The organism is Spirochaeta isovalerica (assembly GCF_014207565.1).
GTDB lineage: Bacteria > Spirochaetota > Spirochaetia > DSM-2461 > DSM-2461 > Spirochaeta_F > Spirochaeta_F isovalerica.
Genome location: NZ_JACHGJ010000009.1, coordinates 91,480 through 107,395 on the forward strand (window position 1 = coordinate 91,480; position 15,916 = coordinate 107,395).

A 15,916-nucleotide genomic window follows, 5' to 3' on the forward strand; every position below is an offset into this window, starting at 1 on the left:
CAGAAATGCCTACGAAGATGTCACCCCCCGGATATCATATGAATAAAAAGCATTGGAATACAGAGAATGTCCAGGGGGCGCTGGCCGATGAAGAAATCGTGAAGATGGTGGAGCATTCCTGAAGTTGTGATCTAGATCATGAATTTTAATAGATTTGCGCAGGAGATGAATTAATCATCTTTTTTTATCGCGGGGATAATGAATTTTTTTACAAGATAGAAGGGAAGCATCTGTTCGCTACTGTTATAGGCTGAACCGGTAAAAGAACAGATGAGATCTAATTCGGGGATAACAATGAGATATTGACCACCATTCCCCCGTGCCTGGTAGGATCTGACTTTTCCATCGACAACGGGTTCAAGCCACAAGAGGTAACCTTCATAAAGGAATTCTTCGCCTCGTTCACGGATAATTTGAATTCTCGGTGTCAGCGATTCCTCAATCCACTGTTCCGAGACAATAGGTTTGTTTTTGTAGAAACCTTTATGGAGATAAATTTGGGCTATTTTATGAAAATCAGAAGGTGTCAATCTCAAGTGACCTCCCGCATCACTTTCTCCGGCCCTGGTCGTTTCAAAGAGATAGTCTTCAATCCCCAAAGGAGTAAAGAGGTATTTATCGGCAAAATCCCTATAGTCCAGACCTGTTGATCGTCTAATTATTTCTCCGAGAAGAACCACACCCGCTGTAGAGTACTTAAAGACTTCACCAGCTTCACTTTCTCGATCGAGAGAGAAGTAGAAATCGACCCAGCTCTTCTTCCTGTACATTTTTTCCTCATTTCCGGGGGAACTGCTGTCCCAATCATCGGAATTCAACCCCGAAGTCATTGTCAGAAGATGACCGATTGTAATAGGAGCAAAAACCTCTTTCCTGGAGCTGTATTCCGGAAAATAATCCATTATGCTCTTGTTAACACTATCAATAAATCCCCTGTCTATTGCTATACCCACAAGAAGGCTTGTGACAGATTTGGTGGCTGACCTCAAATCCTGTTTGTCATCGCCATCGAATCCGTTGTTATAACGTTCGATTAAGATCTCATCATCACAGGAAATTATCATGCTGTTGATTTTTGAATTTCCCATAAGATCGAGTGCTTCATCAATAAGAGTGCTGTCTATATTAGATTGTGATAAGACATCTTTTTCATTCTCCTGCAGTGACAGGTCTAAAGTGGCACAACCAGATAGGGCCAATGCCGAAACGAGTATTAAAATATAGATATTTTGCATCATTTCTTAAGTATTTCTTCCAGAATACGGTTGTATTTTTCCGGTTGGTCCATATTGGCCATATGCCCGGCATTTGCTATTTTATGAAATGTGACAATCCTGGATTGTTTCATTATCTCTCTGTATTTATCCAGATAAATATTTATATCTTTGTCGTATTCCCCTTCGATTATATGTATTGGAAAGGGGTTTTCCGGGATACTGTCCAGAAAATCATAATTCCCCAGAATTTTATGTGATGCTATTACAGCCTGTGGACAGCTTTGCGACATAATGCTGAATATGTCCTCTTTGACACGATCAATCCGCGATGTATGATTTGCTGCAAATCGGATATATCCCTTAAATTTCAATAGCCTGATCATTAGCTTATCCATTAATACTACAATATTAACTAGTAAAGGAGGCATTATTAGCTTCGGTGTTGTTCCGTTTGTTATAAGTTTTCTTATAAGATCCGGTTTCATTCTTCTTAAGTAATATCCCAAAACCCCGCCCATGGAGTTTCCCACCCATATACAGGACTCAACCTTTAGGTTTTCAAGTAATATCTGAACTGTTTTACCATAACTTTCTATAGAATAGACTTCAGGTTGAACCGGCTGAGAAGAGGCTCCGTGTCCTTGAAGAGAAAAGGCTATAACTCTGAAGCTTTGAGAAAAATACTCTATCTGTTTTTTCCATTGATGCAAGCTGCTACCCAAACCGTGAGCAAATACTATGCTTTGCCGGGATGAATCTCCACTTTGGCAGTATTCGATTTTCAAACCGTTCATTTCTATTAGATCTATTTTCATGATTAGTCTCCAATTAGGTTGAGATGAGCTCTCAGATTACCCATATATTTTTCTTTTAGCTCTGAATTGTAATTGCATTTGTTTTCCAGTAAAAAATCCCTATTGTAGCCCTGGATCAGATACGCGATATGTTTCTGTTTCAATTCGGACAGATAATATGGCGCCAGTATGCTGTGGAATATTTTTTGAGATTTAGCTGTTAAATGGTCTTTTATTGGTATGAGTTCATCCAGATTGATTTCATCTGCTATTCTTTTTAGAAAATGATAGTAGAGGGGGTGTAATATGAGAAAATCAAATTCGATGGAAGCATATGCTTCTACGGCTTCTACCCAGTTATCATACTCCTGTTTCTTTTCTGATTCGATGAATGATAAGAGTTCATCTGTCGAAAGTTTGATAAGAAAGTAATATAGGTCATTTTTACCTCCGAAGTACTTAAAAAGACTGCCTTTGGCAATTTTCAGATTACGTACAATCCTGTTAGTTGATGCATCCCTGTAACCCCATTCTGTAAATTCAACAATAGAGGCTTCTATCACCCTTTTTTGCTTTTCATCGGGTAGATTTAAAAATGTCGAATTCATTGCCCCTCCAAGATGACCATGTGGTCACCACGAATCGTAATTGATAATAATCATTCTGTCAACTCGCAATGTTTTAGAAATGGATTACGGTGAACGTCCAGGGGCGCTGCCTGAGGAAGAAATCGTGAAGATGGTGGAGCATTCCTATGAGCTGGTGGTGAGGTCGCTGCCCGGGAGGGAGCGGGAGAAGAATTTGAAATAGCGGTTTCCACAGATCGGAGTCCGGTCGCATCCTCCGGATAAGAGCCCTCAGGGAATTAGTTGACTTTTTACATGTTTACTTTTAAATTTCACTAATCTGTTTATTATTAAAGGATAAAACATGAGACTGAAAAACTGTATTCCACTATTTCTGATAATATGTTTTACCGCCCCGTTAATTGCCCGGGGAGAATCGGATTCCGGCGAAAACACATTGACACTGATCCCTTTGAGCCATGAAATCAAGGATGACTTTGATTCCGACAAAAGATACTTTATCGATATCAGTCATATTCAAACCGGAGATATGGTTTGCAGCATAAGTTTTCTTGATAATGAGGATTATCTGATGATCGATTTCCTGGAACCGGGAGATTATTTTATTTCCGGAATTTCAGAACGAACTGAGAAAACAGTGCATACCATTGAATCATTTAACCGGGATATCTCCCCATTCCGGGTCGAAGAGGGAAAAATATGCATCACCCCCCTTGGATTCGGTTGGAGCAAATCCATTGACGATAACGGCAGGATGAATGTTGAATGTTATTCATTCACCAGCCCCGACGGCAGCACACATGATTGGACACTGCATCGCTTTCTTTCGGATTATCCCGGTTATCAGAAGAGATGGGGAATCCCGGAGATTACGAAAAACTTTATTTCCAAACAGATAGAAACTGTTCTTAAAGACAATCGCATTACAATCTATCTGGAATTTACAGATCTGCTCTCCGGTGATCCTATTACCCTGGAGGATCTTCAAGGGAAGGTCATCGTCATAGATTTCTGGGCCACATGGTGCTCTCCCTGCAGAGAGGAGATTCCCCATCTGATAGACTTATACGATCAGTACAAATCACAGGGTGTGGAATTTATCGGGATCAGTCTGGACAAAAGCGACAGCGCAGTCATCGATTTCTGCAAAGATAAGGGCATAACATGGCTTCAGCATAGAGAGGAGACTAATACAGGAATTCATAAAGAGTGGAACATAACCGGCATCCCGCAGGTTTTTATTCTCGATAAGGACGGTGTCGTAATCTCAACTCAGGCCAGAGGCAAACTGGACAGCTACATACCGCAGCTCCTTGGAAGAAATTGACCGTTACAGCAGAAATTCTCTTATATCGGTCAGAGCATGTCCCTTGTCCGTCAGCGCGGTCCTGATCGCCGGGTTAATCTTATTTAATCTCCGGACTGCTTTCGACCCATCAAAGACATAATCCTCTTTACCGCAGACATAGGTTAAGGGAACCTTAAGATTTTGCAGTTCCCGATCGGTAAAGAGAGAGGGCGTATCCATCCTGAAATGAAAATGTCTGGTTGCAAGGAGCTGAAATTCAACGACCTCCTCCGGTACAGGCTCACCATCAAACATAATTGACAGTAATTTTCTTATCCCCTTCTCCCCCCGCATGGAATAAAAGATGGTTCTGATCAGGAATCCGGTCTTCGGTTTGACAATTCCCGTAGGAGCCAGAGCTATAACACCGGATACTTTATCCGGATGCGATATGGCATAAGCTATTGCAGCCCATCCCCCGAGCGATAAGCCTCCGATAAGGGGCTTTTTCAATTTCAGCCCTTTAACAATATCATCTATCCACAGACTGAATGCTTCTCTTGTGCTGTCAAAACGCACAGATTCACTCTTTCCCGGCTCTCCGGGAATATCGATACAATGGACACGATGGGTCTGACTGAGTTTTTCTATTTCACCCATCCATGCAAGAGAGTTGGATCCGGAACCGTGGATCAGTACGAGGGGAGGATTTTCCGGCTCTCCCGCCGACAATACAAATGTCCGGCCCTGTTCTGTATCGATATGAGATTGATTTGCGATGGGATACTTCTTCAGCATTCCATCGTAGAACCGGAGAATTTGATCCTTACCCTCTTCTGTTTTAAATACAGCTCTGCTCATATCGCACTCCTCCTTATTCGAATTGCGTTTCCTTGTCAGACATAATGACTCCCTAATCCAACAGCTGTGAAACGATCTGGAGCAATCGGCTTACCAGAAGAGGCGATCCGTATAGAATGATTTTCCCTTTCTGTTCCTCTTCATAATAAATGAAATCAAATCTCCCCTTTCCGTCTTCGGGAAGTTTTGAATTCATTACAGCATTGATTGTATTGGATATTCTCATAGCCTGATCTTTTCCTCCCACAAAACAATCGACAACAGCAGAAGCCTGAGGTTTTTCTTTCAGCTCAGCTCCGGGAGGAGTGTATTGAGGTGTTTCATCGACAACATCTCCCGTAAACACACTTAACTCATGGCCGCTGATCCGATAGCTTCTTCCCACTTTTGCTGCCGTCAGCTTACCTTCCCGAATAAAGCGCTGGACCGTTTTTTCATGAAGCTGTAATAACTCTGCCGCCTGTGAGACGGTATACCAGGTCTCTTTCATTAAAGAATCTCCAACAGATATCAAGTATCTAAAAGAATCATTAAGAATTAATAAGGAATTTTAAGAAACATGTCAATCGATATTCTTTAAAAAAGAGAATAATTATCCGAGGGATGCTGTAATAAACTCGGCGATATCGCTCATTGCCTTTTGAGCTTCCGGGAATAAGGGCGCCATAATCGGGAAAGCGTGAACCATTTTGTCATAAATCAATAGCTTTACTTCAGAGCCGGCTTCCATAACTCTTTTAGAATAATCGATAACATCATCGAGATGAATCTATGAAGTTCCGGCAATTAACAAAGTTCCTGCGAGATTTTTGTGATCTCCAAATGCCGGGGAGAGAATTGGATCGGAAACATCATTCTTTCGGATATAAAAGCCGGTCCAGATATTCATGGAACCGGGAGGGGCAATATCCTTTTTCGCGTTTCTTCTGAATGAATCAGCAGAGCAGGAAAGGTCGGTTACAGGCGATATGGCCACAGCTCCGGCTGGCTGCGGGAGTCCATTTTCCCTGATCGATTTTAATGTGGAGAGTGTTAAGGTTCCTCCGGCGGATTCCCCGGCGATTATAATATTCTCCGCTTTATATCCATGTTCCAACAGCCATTTATAGGTATGGATACAGTCCTCCAGAGCAGCCGGAAAGGGGTGTTCCGGAGATAAAACCTCCGCCATGAATATAGAGAATGATTTAGTTTTCAGAAGTCCCCTCAATATCGATCCATTCTCCATAGATTCCGTTGATATCGACAGTGGTCCTGTTCGCTTCGGGAAATCTTTTATTGAGAATTCCGGAGGCTTTTTCTGTCCTCGCCCTGAATTCATCAACCGAAAAAGTATGGTCGATTACCGGTCTTTTGAATTTCAGCAAAAAAAAGTGTCTGTTTCTAATCAATCCGATATTGAAACGGATTCTTATACTTTGCATATTTCCCTCCTAAGCGCTTACGCCTTTGAAGAAAAGTTCCGTTAAATAGGGATCATGTCTTTTTTCCGGAATGGAATATAACGGTTATTTCCTTTTCTCAATAATCCAGCATTTGTGGATCTTACTTCCTTTGAAATCTTCCGGTATGGTCTCTTCGCTGACATTATGTACAAAACCGTTTTCTCTGACAGCGGGGTCGATCCGGAATTTTGTATAGTTGGTGGAAAAAATAAGAATTCCGTTTTTAGACAGCAGAGAGAGACAGCTGTTGATCATTGCTAAATGGTCTTTTTGAATATCCAGAACCTTCTTCATTTTCCGGCTGTTGGAAAAAGTAGGGGGATCGAGAATGATGAGATCCCAACTCTCCTTTTTCTTTCTCGCTTCTTCGAGAAAAGTAAATACATCGCTGTTCTCATATTTATGTGACGCAGCTGTAAAGTTGTTAAGCGCCATATTCTCTCTGGCCCAGTTGAGATAGACATTTGACAGATCGACTGAGGTGGTCGATGCCGCCCCGCCCGCGGCTGCGTAAACAGAAAAGGAACCTGTATAGGCGAAAAGGTTGAGAACTCGTCTTCCCGAAGCATTCTCCCTGACGAGCTGTCTCGTGTCCCGGTGATCCAGAAACAGTCCCGTATCTATATAATCAGAAAGGTTGACTTTGAACGTCAATCCGTATTCTCGGATATTATCTGTTATATTTTCCGCTTTGTATTTCTCATACTGCTTTCCACCGGTAAGAAGCTCTCTGGTTTTGACCAGGATCCGTTCTTCGGGAACATAGAGATTTTTTCCTGCCGTTTCCACAAGCAGGTCCATCTCCTCGGGAGAGAACGTGTCTTTATTATTCGATTCGAAAAGCGTCACATGGAGATATTTTCCGTAAAAATCTATAGCCAGCGGGATATCGCCAATATCGCGGTTATAGATGCGATAGGCTTCTATGCCGAGAGTCTGAGCCCAGATTCTCAAATCGTTGTGTTTCTTTTTCAGGTGTTTTGCAAATTTCTTCAATTTTTCTTCAGTCATACATCTCCTCCCGGCAGGGCAGAAAAAAGGCTGCCTTTTAAGACAGCCTTTTGTGATTATTCAATCTCACCGATTTCCTTGAGCTTGGCTATGGCGTCATCTTTTTCTTTGACTTTCGTCTTCTTAACGGCTTTCGTCAAGATATTGTCCCACTGTTTCTCCGGCTGCTCATCTTTCATCTCTTCAAGCAGGAACAGAATGTCATCGCTCATATCGAGGTTATAGATTCTCTCTCCGTCATAGAAAAAGAGTTCTACAAATGCATTGATAAAATCGCCCACGCTTCTCTGTTCTCGGGAAGTTTTGCGATCGAGCATTTCCTGTTTTTTCTGGGCTCTTTTCAGGTCTCTGTTTCTTCTTTCAATGTCTGTACTTTTCATTTTGTTTTCCTCAGGAATTTTCCGACCACAATATAACGCAGATAAGAACACTTATTCAATATGCGGGACAGACCCTTCTCAATAACCGGAATTCAGTATGTCTTCGCCGTCGTGTATTCCCCAGAGCCACTGATTTCTGTCGCCCAGCAGCGTGGCGGCTACCATAGCCTCATTATAGGTAATTTCATCATTCCAGCTGTCGAATACATTCTCCGCTCTGTGGATCCGAATGACATAATTTTCCTTGTAGTGCCCGACAAGAGGGTCATGCCATTTCTCATCATCGCGATAAAAGTCGCTGACCATGCGGATCATGGACGGACCAGGCTGTTCTACGGAAAAAGAGATATCGAGCCCATCAGACCGGTATGTGAAAACACGGAAGGAATCCATATCTTTATAGGGAAGGCCGTATGCGCCCTCGAGAAGCTTTTCTGCAGTCTCACGGCCCATAACAACAGCCGTAAGGTAACCCTGTTCCCCGTCTTCCCTGATATCCAGAGTTTCAGATCGGGCGAAAGCAGCTTTCTTTACTGAAACAATGACACCCCGGTGACGGCTCTTCCCGAAAAGACCATCGTCAAATTCATCATAAATGCTGACCACGGGCTCGGGATCGGGAGCCAGAGCCGATGCGGAAAAGTTAAGAATCAAAATCATAAGAGCTATCAGGCTTTTTCTCATAATTTCCTCTCCCTGAAATTCACCTCGGAGAATCCGCTGTCCTTGAGTATCTTGCTGATAAGCTCCCGGTTATTTTTATCGGCGTCATCAAGAATACCAAGTTCGATGACTTTATCTCTGATTCTCGGCTGAAGAAAATCCACAAGATCTCTCCAGCGGGCCGGCGTTATCCTGGCATCGGGAAAACTGTCCGATGAGGGTTTCCGGTCATCAATATACAAATCGGTTATCTCTGCCGCGGGAAGATGAATGTCAACAACTCTCTTTTCCCCTTCTCCTGCGACTTTCATATAAGAGGATAGGGATTCTTCCGGATAAAGAGAGGGATTTTCGAAAACCGTTCCTGAAATATTTATCCCGGCTTTGACAACAGCATTGAGAATAATAAATTCATAAACATCGATTGCGGGATCAAATCCCCCGTCCAGACAAGCCTTGTAAATTCTCTTCAGCTCCTCCTGGTTCTCATCACCTTCAATCCCCCGCTCGTACATTTCTTTCACGGCCCACCAGCTTAAGTCCCGATCGACAAAATCATAGGGAAATATGAGCTTGAGCCTGTATTCCGTCGTGTTGAGAATGTATAGATCGCCTATTTCTTCAGCGACAGTGTAGGCAGATTCACTCTTCCGGCTGAATAGAGAAAAGCGGGGCAGCGATACACCGACGACAAATCTATCGGTGAGAAGAAAAGTGACGGCTGCGAGAATCAACGTAAATAGAACGGGTAGGACAATAGCTTTAAACTTCACCGCCGCCCCCTTTTCCCGAAGGTTCGAAACGTATATCACTGATACCGCGATCTCTCAGAATTCCGGAAATCAGGCTTTGAAGATTTCTATCGGCCCTTTCGAGCAGTTCCGACTCAACAGCTTCGCGGCGGATTCGTTCCTTTTCGTCGAATACCGTATCGAGGTAATCACTCTGTTTGATCCTGCCGAACCGTTCAAGAGCAAAATACTCATCTATGGAACTCTCATCGGCGTCGATACTGAATATCCGCGGATAGGGGTAGGTGACAACAATACGATTGTCATCGGTTTTAAGGGAAAAGCCGCTGGAAAGATCCACCCCGGCCGTTACAACGTAATTAATGGTAAAAAGCGATCGCTTATCAACAATAAGGTTCTCTTTCACTTCCGTATAAATCACATTTCTGTAAATCTGCCGGGCTGTTACAAGTTCTTTCAGATTGCGAATCTGGTTTCCCGCTTCTTCTATTCTCCTGTCCCGGAATTCCAATGTCAAAAGAATAACCAGAGCGATGACAGGCAGGGAAAAGAGAAGGAAATAATAAAAGGGAGACGTTTCCTTTTTACGCATAATATTATTATGCCGTATTTTTTTAAAAAATTAAACGATACTTATCAGATATTTTCCAGGCCCTTGAGCACCAGTTCGTACTGCTCTCTGTAATCTCCGCCGTACTCCATGGCGGTCTCGCCTTTCTCAAGAGTTTCAATAAGGTCTTCCTTGATTTCGATCAGACGGTTGTAACAGGAGGGGCAGATTCGCGGATCGCTATTAAGGAGCTCGATAACAGAGCCTTCGATAAAGATATGAAGCGATTCAATCTTCTGGAACGGGCTGTTGAATCCGTAACCTTCCAGGTTGCGGGATACGGAAAATCTCAATCCCGCCGACAGGGCTTCATCGAGATTTCCCAGTTTTGATGAGGATGAAAAATTCTGCTTCACATAGGAGAGGACAGCACAGGCAATCTGCGTGGGAAAATAGAGGAAATCAATTTTATCTTCTTCGGAAATAGATTCGGCATATTTATCTTTATAAACCGGCCAGCTTCCATCAGGAGCCTGGTTTTCAATCAGGGAACGGCAGAAGTCGAGAATCTGGTCTTCCGTATAATTTTCATGGGGGATCATTCCTTTGCTCAGCCCTTTGAGAACAAGCCTCATCGAACCGGTCACTACGGACATATTTTCATAATCATCATCTTTTGATTTGAAAAACTTTTTCATTAATACCATGGAACAAACCCTTTCTATATTTTTTTATCGTATTATAGAATACAGTTCATCTTTTGTGAAGAGCGGAATGGTGCATATGCACCATTCCGCCTAATAATCACTGTTTGAGCGGGAAACCGCCTTTTTCGAGAGTTTCCATTACACTCTGTTCCGCAGAAGAAATAAATTCGCCGCTTAAAGTCTTTTCCCTGTCGGTGAAAGTCGTTCTGATGGTAACCGCTTTGGTGCCGTTGTCCATTTTGTATATATCGACCACCCGCACACTGTCGAGCTCTTTCAGCTTGAGCTTGTTGAGAACCGAAACGATGGAAGCGACCGGTTCCTTCTCATCGGCCACGACAGTACAATCGAATATGGAGGAGGGGAAACGGGAAAGGGGCTTGTATCCGGTCTTATCCTTTATCTGCTTTTCTTCAAAATCAGCCAGATCGAGTACGGCGATAACAAGATTCCCTTTGATTTTAAAATCGCGGCAGACAACAGGGTGTACCGAAGTGATAAAACCGGAAACCTTCCCCATAACCTGAAAATTGAGAGTTTCATTGGGATGAAGACCTTTCCATTCGGGATCGACATAGGGATTGACCGCCCTGTAATCAGGCCGGCTCATCTTCACTTTAAGATTGAGAAAAGCGAACATATCCTCAAGGTTGTTGAGGAGATCCATAAATGGCGATTCTTTTTTGGAAAACCAGACCAGACCGACCTGATTTCTCTCAGTCGAAAATTTCTTCTCGTCGGGGAGATAGGACCGTCCGATTTCAAAAAGCCGGAAGGAACTGTTCGTTTTCTGATTGAGCGCCGCTGCCTGGAGAAGCGAAGGAACGAGAGACGGCCTCATTCTATCCGATTCGGGAGACATGGCGTTTGCCAGAATCAGCTCTTCATTCATCTGATGCCAGGAGGATTTCTCCAGCAGCTTCGCTCCGACCATGGGATAAGTCAGGACCTCATGGGCACGGGCCCGGAGAACGAGAAAATCCTGAATGTTCCGCGCCATCTTCTTGGCATTGGAAAGGCGGACGGCGCTGATCGTATTGAGAGGCGATACGGGAACGATATTGTCATATCCGATAATACGCCCCACCTCTTCGATGATATCGGCATCGCATTCGATGTCTTTAGTCGCTCTGTAGGAAGGAACGGTTATGGAAAGCAATTCGCCTTTCATTTCGACGGAAAAATCAAGTGATTCGAGTATCAAAACGATTTTACCGGTCTCCAGTTCTTTCCCGAGTACGCGGCAGATGTGCTCAGGAGTCATTTCAAGAACGAGAGGAGCCTTTTCCTCTTTATTTCCATCGGAAACGATTCCGCCGACGACTTTTGCTTCGGGGCACAGCTGGAGAACCAGATCCAGGGTCCTGAGAAGCGTCTGTTTCACCTGACGGGTATCGAGGCATTTCTCATAGCGCTGGGAAGCATCGGTTCTGAGTCCCAGACGGGAAGAAGTCATCCGGACTTCCGAATCCACCCAGTTGGCCACTTCAATGAAGATGCGGCTGGTCGTCTCTTTGACCCCGCTGTCCAGACCGCCCATAATTCCGGCGATACTGGAGGGACCTTCGGTGTCGCAAACCAGAGTGTCCGCAGGATTCAACTCTCTTTCAACTTCATCGAGTGTCGTAAATGTCTTATCTCTATCGCCGGCGCGGCGGACAATAATCTTTCCGCCCTTGATCGTATCGCGGTCGAACATATGAAGGGGGTGCCCCAGTTCAAGCATAACGTAGTTTGAAATATCCACTATGTTATTGATAGCTCTGAGTCCGCAGGCTTCCAGTCTGTCCTTCATCCACCGTGGACTGTCCTGAACAGTGACGCCGTCAACAGCGATTCCCGAAAATCCCAGACAGGCTGAATCGGCATCGACTTCAATGGTTACAGGAGAATTCTCTTCAGTGAATTTGGAGGTAAGCTCTTTTTCCCAGGCTTCGCCGTAAGGCTTTTTCAAATCCTGACCGAAAACAGCGGCGAACTCCCGGGCCATACCATAGTGGCCCCACAGATCGGGGCGATGAGTCAGGGATTTATTATCTATATCCAGCAGGATATCTCTTCTTCTGCCCAGATGATCGAGCATAGTCTCGCCGATAACGGCATCTTCAGGCAGTTCGGCCAGGCCGCTGTCATCGCTGCCGATGGAGAGTTCCGTTTCGCTGCAAAGCATCCCTTCGGACATAACGCCACGTATTTTTTTTGGAGTGAGAGTAAATCCTCCGGGAAATGTCGTGCCGATGGGAGCGAAAGGCACCTTTTTTCCGGGAGCGACATTGGGAGCCCCGCAGACGACTTCTCGAATCCCCTTTCCGGTTTCGAATTTCACCAGATGGAGATGTTCCGAATCGGGATGGGGATTCACTTCGGTAATCTCAGCTACTGTTACATTATTCAGAAGCTCTCCTGTCATCAGAACCTCTTCCACCTCACAGGTGGCCAGAGTGAATTTGACAGCCAGCTCATCGGGCGACATATCGGGGATGTTAACAAAATCTTTGATCCAGTCTATTGATATAATCATCTTAATTTTCCTTAATACGCTTTGAACTGAGAGGCGAAAGCCAGATTTCCGCTGTGGAGATGACGGATATCATCAATTCCGTAGCGCATCATAACCAGCCTGTCCAGCCCCAGTCCGAAGGCGAACCCGTTGTATTTATCCGTGTCGACGCCGCCGGCTTTCAGAACATTGGGGTGAGTCATTCCGCAGGGGAGCAGTTCCACCCATCCCGTCTGCTTACAGACGGAACAGCCTTTTCCTCCGCAGATAAGGCACTCGATATCGAGCTCGAATCCCGGCTCGACAAAAGGAAAAAATCCCGGTCTGAGACGGACATTGACATCTTTTTTAAAAATCTCGCTGAGAAGGGTCTTCATAAAGAAGATGAGATTGGAAACGGAGATATTTTCTCCTACCATCATTCCTTCGAGCTGATGGAAAACCGCTTCATGAGACGCGTCGAGAGCCTCGCTCCGGAAAACTTTACCGGGACCGACAAATTTAAAGGGAGGCTTGTGAGCTTCCATTCCACGGACCTGAATCGTCGACGTATGAGTCCTGAGCAGATGTTCCATATCCTTAAACCAGAAGGTGTCCTGCATATCTCGGGCGGGATGAGTCGCCGGAATATTGAGAGCCTCGAAGTTGTGAAATTCATCCTCTATATGGGGTCCGTCAAGAATATCGAATCCCATGGACAGGAAGATATCTTCAATTTCCCTCTGAATAATCGTTACAGGATGATAACCGGCGCTGTTCATTCCAAGATCGCGAACCGAGTCCCGCAATGTGATGTCCTGCCAGTTTTTTTCGAGCTTTTCATTAATCTCATCAATTTCCAGCTGAGCCAGCTTTTTATCGATGGAATCCTGAATTTCGATTTTGTAATTGTTGGAACGGATACCCAGTTCCTTCCGATCTTCGGGGGCAGCGTCTTTCAGACTTTTAAGAATCAGATTCAGCTTACCTTTTTTCCCGAGATACTCCGCCTTGAGATCGAAAAGAGACGCTTTTTTGTCCACCTCTCCGATTGCCGATCTGAACTCAACGATCAGCTCTTCCAGTTTCTGCAGCATACGCAACCCCATAAAATAATTTATTCAAAAAAAAAGCGGCTAGTTGTCTGAGCAACTGCCGCGGTAAAATCCACAGTTTGAAACCCAGGCTCTCCTCAGTTCTTAAAAAAGAAGAAAAAAGAGAAAAAGCTAAAGCTTGTAAAAGCAAAGATTACGGATTTCATATGACTTTTCATTATACAGAAAGAGCTTTTAATGTCAAATCCTGTTGATTTGATTTATGGAGATTCATATTCATTTTGTCTATATCCTGTTTATTCATAACTTATGTTCTCAGTAGCCGGTTCATTTCTCCACATTCTCCCATCGGAGATGTAGAGGAGCTTCATACTATCTCCATCCATCATTTTATACTTTATTAAATATATTTCCCCGAGATCTATCAGCATGGGATAATTATCATAAGGGAGCACATCACCGGTTTTTTTGTTCTTTTTAAAATCATCAAAGGCATTTTCCAGGCGCCAGAACTCTCTGAAGTCAATATCTTTAAAGCCTTTGAGGTCCTCCTTTCCGAAATAAGAAGCGGTGTATTCCTTACCATTAATACTGAGCAGATCTGTTCTCAATGGATCGATGTCTTTTAACAGATAAGTGAGATTCGTGGAGATAATCTTACCGGGGAGTGCCTTGTTCAATTGATTGGCCATAGAAGGCGCATCACCTGTATGGTTCAGCTTATCCAGACCCGTATGGGCGCTGCCGTAAATACCCATTATGTCCTGATTGTCCAGACTCTTTAATTCGCGGAGGAAATTATCCACCATCGTATTTTCCCTGTAAATGCTATTTTTATCGGATTGGTAATACTCGATGCCCTGAGCCACAGCTTCCTGTGTCAATTTATAATTATCAGAGTTCTCCAGATTCTGGCTTTTTAAATATTTTAAATAACGCGGCGCCGTCGAATCGTATTGATGGCCGACATCTGTTCCATGAAAGATAGTCCCGGGACAATTTTCCTTAATATTTTTAAAGAAATTCAGAGTATATTCATTATGGCTGGCAGTGCCCTCCCAATCGGAATAGACATCTTCGAGAATTTCATCCCCATCTTCCCCCATCCACACATTAAGATACTCAGCGGTAAAATATGACATTTCGAGAAAAAGATGCCTCATTCCTTTCCGATAGAACCCGTTCCAAATTTTAAATTCCTCATTCAGAATCTTTTCTACTCCATGAGATTCACCGTAGAGGAAAATCTGTCCTTCAAAGTCGACCTTATTCACTTGCCGCTCTTCATCCGGAGAGGCGGAACATCCTATAAAAAGAACAGAGAGAAGAAACAGTACACCGGGAAATATCTTTTTCATGCACAAACCTTTTTGTTTATTTCATTAATGTTAAATATTAAACATGTGGATCAAAAAAAACAATAGGTTAATTATTAACCCTGTAAGCCTGAAGGTTCTTCACATTACTGCGGATTTTCACAAAAGCCCGGTTCTTACCGCTGTCTACAGTTATTAGCGGGCATTCCCTCAGAATCACTTCCGCTTCAATCTGCCGGGGCTTATTGTAGATTTCCGGTTTGAGCTGATTTTCCAGGGCGATCCTGATTCCGTCCCTGATGGAATTAATCCGGCTGTCCTCTTCGAAGTAGGGCCAATACCCGTAAGAGGCTCCCGAATCGAAAACGCCGCTCTCCCAGTATTCAACCCGTCTTTTCTGATAGGGATCGAGCTCATACCTGATAAAGGCATGGAAGATATTATCTTCGACGAAGGTGTCGTAGATTTTCAGCCGTTTATCACCGAAGGGGATCTCTGCCATAAGCTGAGCATCATATAAACGATCGACCTCTCTGGCTATATCTGAAGGAGTATAGGAAACTGTCAAACCGTAAATCATGGCTGAAAAGACCCAGCGGGCTTCTTCCAGAAGAGACCGGAATATCTGCTCTTCGTAATCTTCATCGGGACGGGCCTCGAATTCTTCAGTAGACATCCCCGGAAAAGGAGCGCTTTTCAGATCGAGATTCATATTGTAGACAAACTCGCCATGAAGAAAAGGTTCAACCGCCGGGAGAGAAAAGGCAGAGAGAAGCATGGCAAGTATCACAAATGCTTTTTTATCCACAAG

Annotated in this window: 19 protein-coding genes; 1 reads left to right on the plus strand and 18 read right to left on the minus strand. The window is 43.9% G+C overall.

Annotated features, from left to right (window positions below):
- Positions 1-170: 170 nt before the first annotated feature.
- The 3 genes from HNR50_RS18565 to HNR50_RS18575 are packed head-to-tail and all read right to left on the minus strand — an operon-like array spanning position 171 to position 2,619.
- On the minus strand, positions 171-1,238 hold the full coding sequence (locus tag HNR50_RS18565) for a serine hydrolase domain-containing protein (protein ID WP_184748300.1): 1,068 nt from the start codon (positions 1,236-1,238) through the stop codon (positions 171-173).
- Positions 1,235-2,032 (minus strand): alpha/beta fold hydrolase, encoded by a 798-nt coding sequence (locus tag HNR50_RS18570; protein WP_184748301.1) that lies wholly within the window; start codon positions 2,030-2,032, stop codon positions 1,235-1,237. The genes HNR50_RS18565 and HNR50_RS18570 overlap by 4 nt, the downstream gene beginning before the upstream one ends.
- Before the next feature lie 2 nt (positions 2,033-2,034).
- The gene (locus tag HNR50_RS18575) at positions 2,035-2,619 is read right to left on the minus strand and encodes a TetR/AcrR family transcriptional regulator (RefSeq protein ID WP_184748302.1); all 585 of its coding nucleotides are present in this window, start codon (positions 2,617-2,619) and stop codon (positions 2,035-2,037) included.
- Positions 2,620-2,941: 322 nt separating this feature from the next.
- On the opposite strand from HNR50_RS18575, the gene HNR50_RS18580 reads away from it, so the two are divergent.
- Positions 2,942-3,925 carry a TlpA family protein disulfide reductase gene (locus HNR50_RS18580; RefSeq protein ID WP_184748303.1) on the plus strand — a complete coding sequence of 328 codons (984 nt, stop codon included), beginning with the start codon at positions 2,942-2,944 and terminating at the stop codon, positions 3,923-3,925.
- Between the two features lie 3 nt (positions 3,926-3,928).
- On the opposite strand, the gene HNR50_RS18585 is transcribed toward HNR50_RS18580, so the two are convergent.
- From HNR50_RS18585 to HNR50_RS18650, 15 genes are all read right to left on the minus strand, one after another.
- A complete protein-coding gene (locus tag HNR50_RS18585) occupies positions 3,929-4,747 on the minus strand; it encodes an alpha/beta fold hydrolase (RefSeq protein WP_184748304.1) in 819 nt (272 codons plus the stop codon).
- A 52-nt stretch (positions 4,748-4,799) separates the two neighbouring features.
- A complete protein-coding gene (locus HNR50_RS18590; protein ID WP_184748305.1) occupies positions 4,800-5,237 on the minus strand; it encodes a helix-turn-helix domain-containing protein in 438 nt (145 codons plus the stop codon).
- A gap of 102 nt (positions 5,238-5,339) precedes the next feature.
- Entirely contained in the window at positions 5,340-5,477 is a 138-nt protein-coding gene (locus HNR50_RS22200) for an alpha/beta hydrolase family protein (protein ID WP_221439932.1), read from the minus strand.
- A 39-nt stretch (positions 5,478-5,516) separates the two neighbouring features.
- Entirely contained in the window at positions 5,517-5,918 is a 402-nt protein-coding gene (locus tag HNR50_RS18595) for an alpha/beta hydrolase fold domain-containing protein (RefSeq protein ID WP_184748306.1), read from the minus strand.
- 16 nt (positions 5,919-5,934) lie between these two features.
- Positions 5,935-6,171 (minus strand): hypothetical protein, encoded by a 237-nt coding sequence (locus HNR50_RS18600; protein WP_184748307.1) that lies wholly within the window; start codon positions 6,169-6,171, stop codon positions 5,935-5,937.
- 84 nt (positions 6,172-6,255) lie between these two features.
- Positions 6,256-7,203 (minus strand): class I SAM-dependent methyltransferase, encoded by a 948-nt coding sequence (locus tag HNR50_RS18605; protein ID WP_184748308.1) that lies wholly within the window; start codon positions 7,201-7,203, stop codon positions 6,256-6,258.
- Positions 7,204-7,259: 56 nt separating this feature from the next.
- On the minus strand, positions 7,260-7,583 hold the full coding sequence (locus HNR50_RS18610; protein WP_184748309.1) for an LB_289 family protein: 324 nt from the start codon (positions 7,581-7,583) through the stop codon (positions 7,260-7,262).
- A gap of 78 nt (positions 7,584-7,661) precedes the next feature.
- A complete protein-coding gene (locus HNR50_RS18615) occupies positions 7,662-8,267 on the minus strand; it encodes a hypothetical protein (RefSeq protein WP_184748310.1) in 606 nt (201 codons plus the stop codon).
- Complete coding sequence (locus HNR50_RS18620) at positions 8,264-9,019, minus strand: DUF4230 domain-containing protein (protein ID WP_184748311.1); 756 nt, start codon at positions 9,017-9,019, stop codon at positions 8,264-8,266. Before HNR50_RS18620 ends, HNR50_RS18615 begins: the two co-directional genes overlap by 4 nt.
- Positions 9,009-9,590, minus strand: coding sequence for a DUF4230 domain-containing protein (locus HNR50_RS18625; protein WP_184748312.1), 582 nt, complete (start codon positions 9,588-9,590; stop codon positions 9,009-9,011). The genes HNR50_RS18620 and HNR50_RS18625 overlap by 11 nt, the downstream gene beginning before the upstream one ends.
- 44 nt (positions 9,591-9,634) lie before the next feature.
- Entirely contained in the window at positions 9,635-10,255 is a 621-nt protein-coding gene (locus tag HNR50_RS18630) for a hypothetical protein (protein ID WP_184748313.1), read from the minus strand.
- Positions 10,256-10,352: 97 nt separating this feature from the next.
- Positions 10,353-12,776: a phenylalanine--tRNA ligase subunit beta gene (gene pheT / locus HNR50_RS18635; protein WP_184748314.1), complete on the minus strand. Its 2,424-nt coding sequence runs from the start codon at positions 12,774-12,776 to the stop codon at positions 10,353-10,355.
- A gap of 11 nt (positions 12,777-12,787) precedes the next feature.
- Positions 12,788-13,831, minus strand: coding sequence for a phenylalanine--tRNA ligase subunit alpha (gene pheS / locus HNR50_RS18640; protein ID WP_184748315.1), 1,044 nt, complete (start codon positions 13,829-13,831; stop codon positions 12,788-12,790).
- A 254-nt stretch (positions 13,832-14,085) separates the two neighbouring features.
- Positions 14,086-15,147 carry a hypothetical protein gene (locus HNR50_RS18645; protein ID WP_184748316.1) on the minus strand — a complete coding sequence of 354 codons (1,062 nt, stop codon included), beginning with the start codon at positions 15,145-15,147 and terminating at the stop codon, positions 14,086-14,088.
- Positions 15,148-15,214: 67 nt separating this feature from the next.
- Positions 15,215-15,913: a hypothetical protein gene (locus HNR50_RS18650; protein ID WP_184748317.1), complete on the minus strand. Its 699-nt coding sequence runs from the start codon at positions 15,911-15,913 to the stop codon at positions 15,215-15,217.
- Between the last annotated feature and the right edge of the window lie 3 nt (positions 15,914-15,916).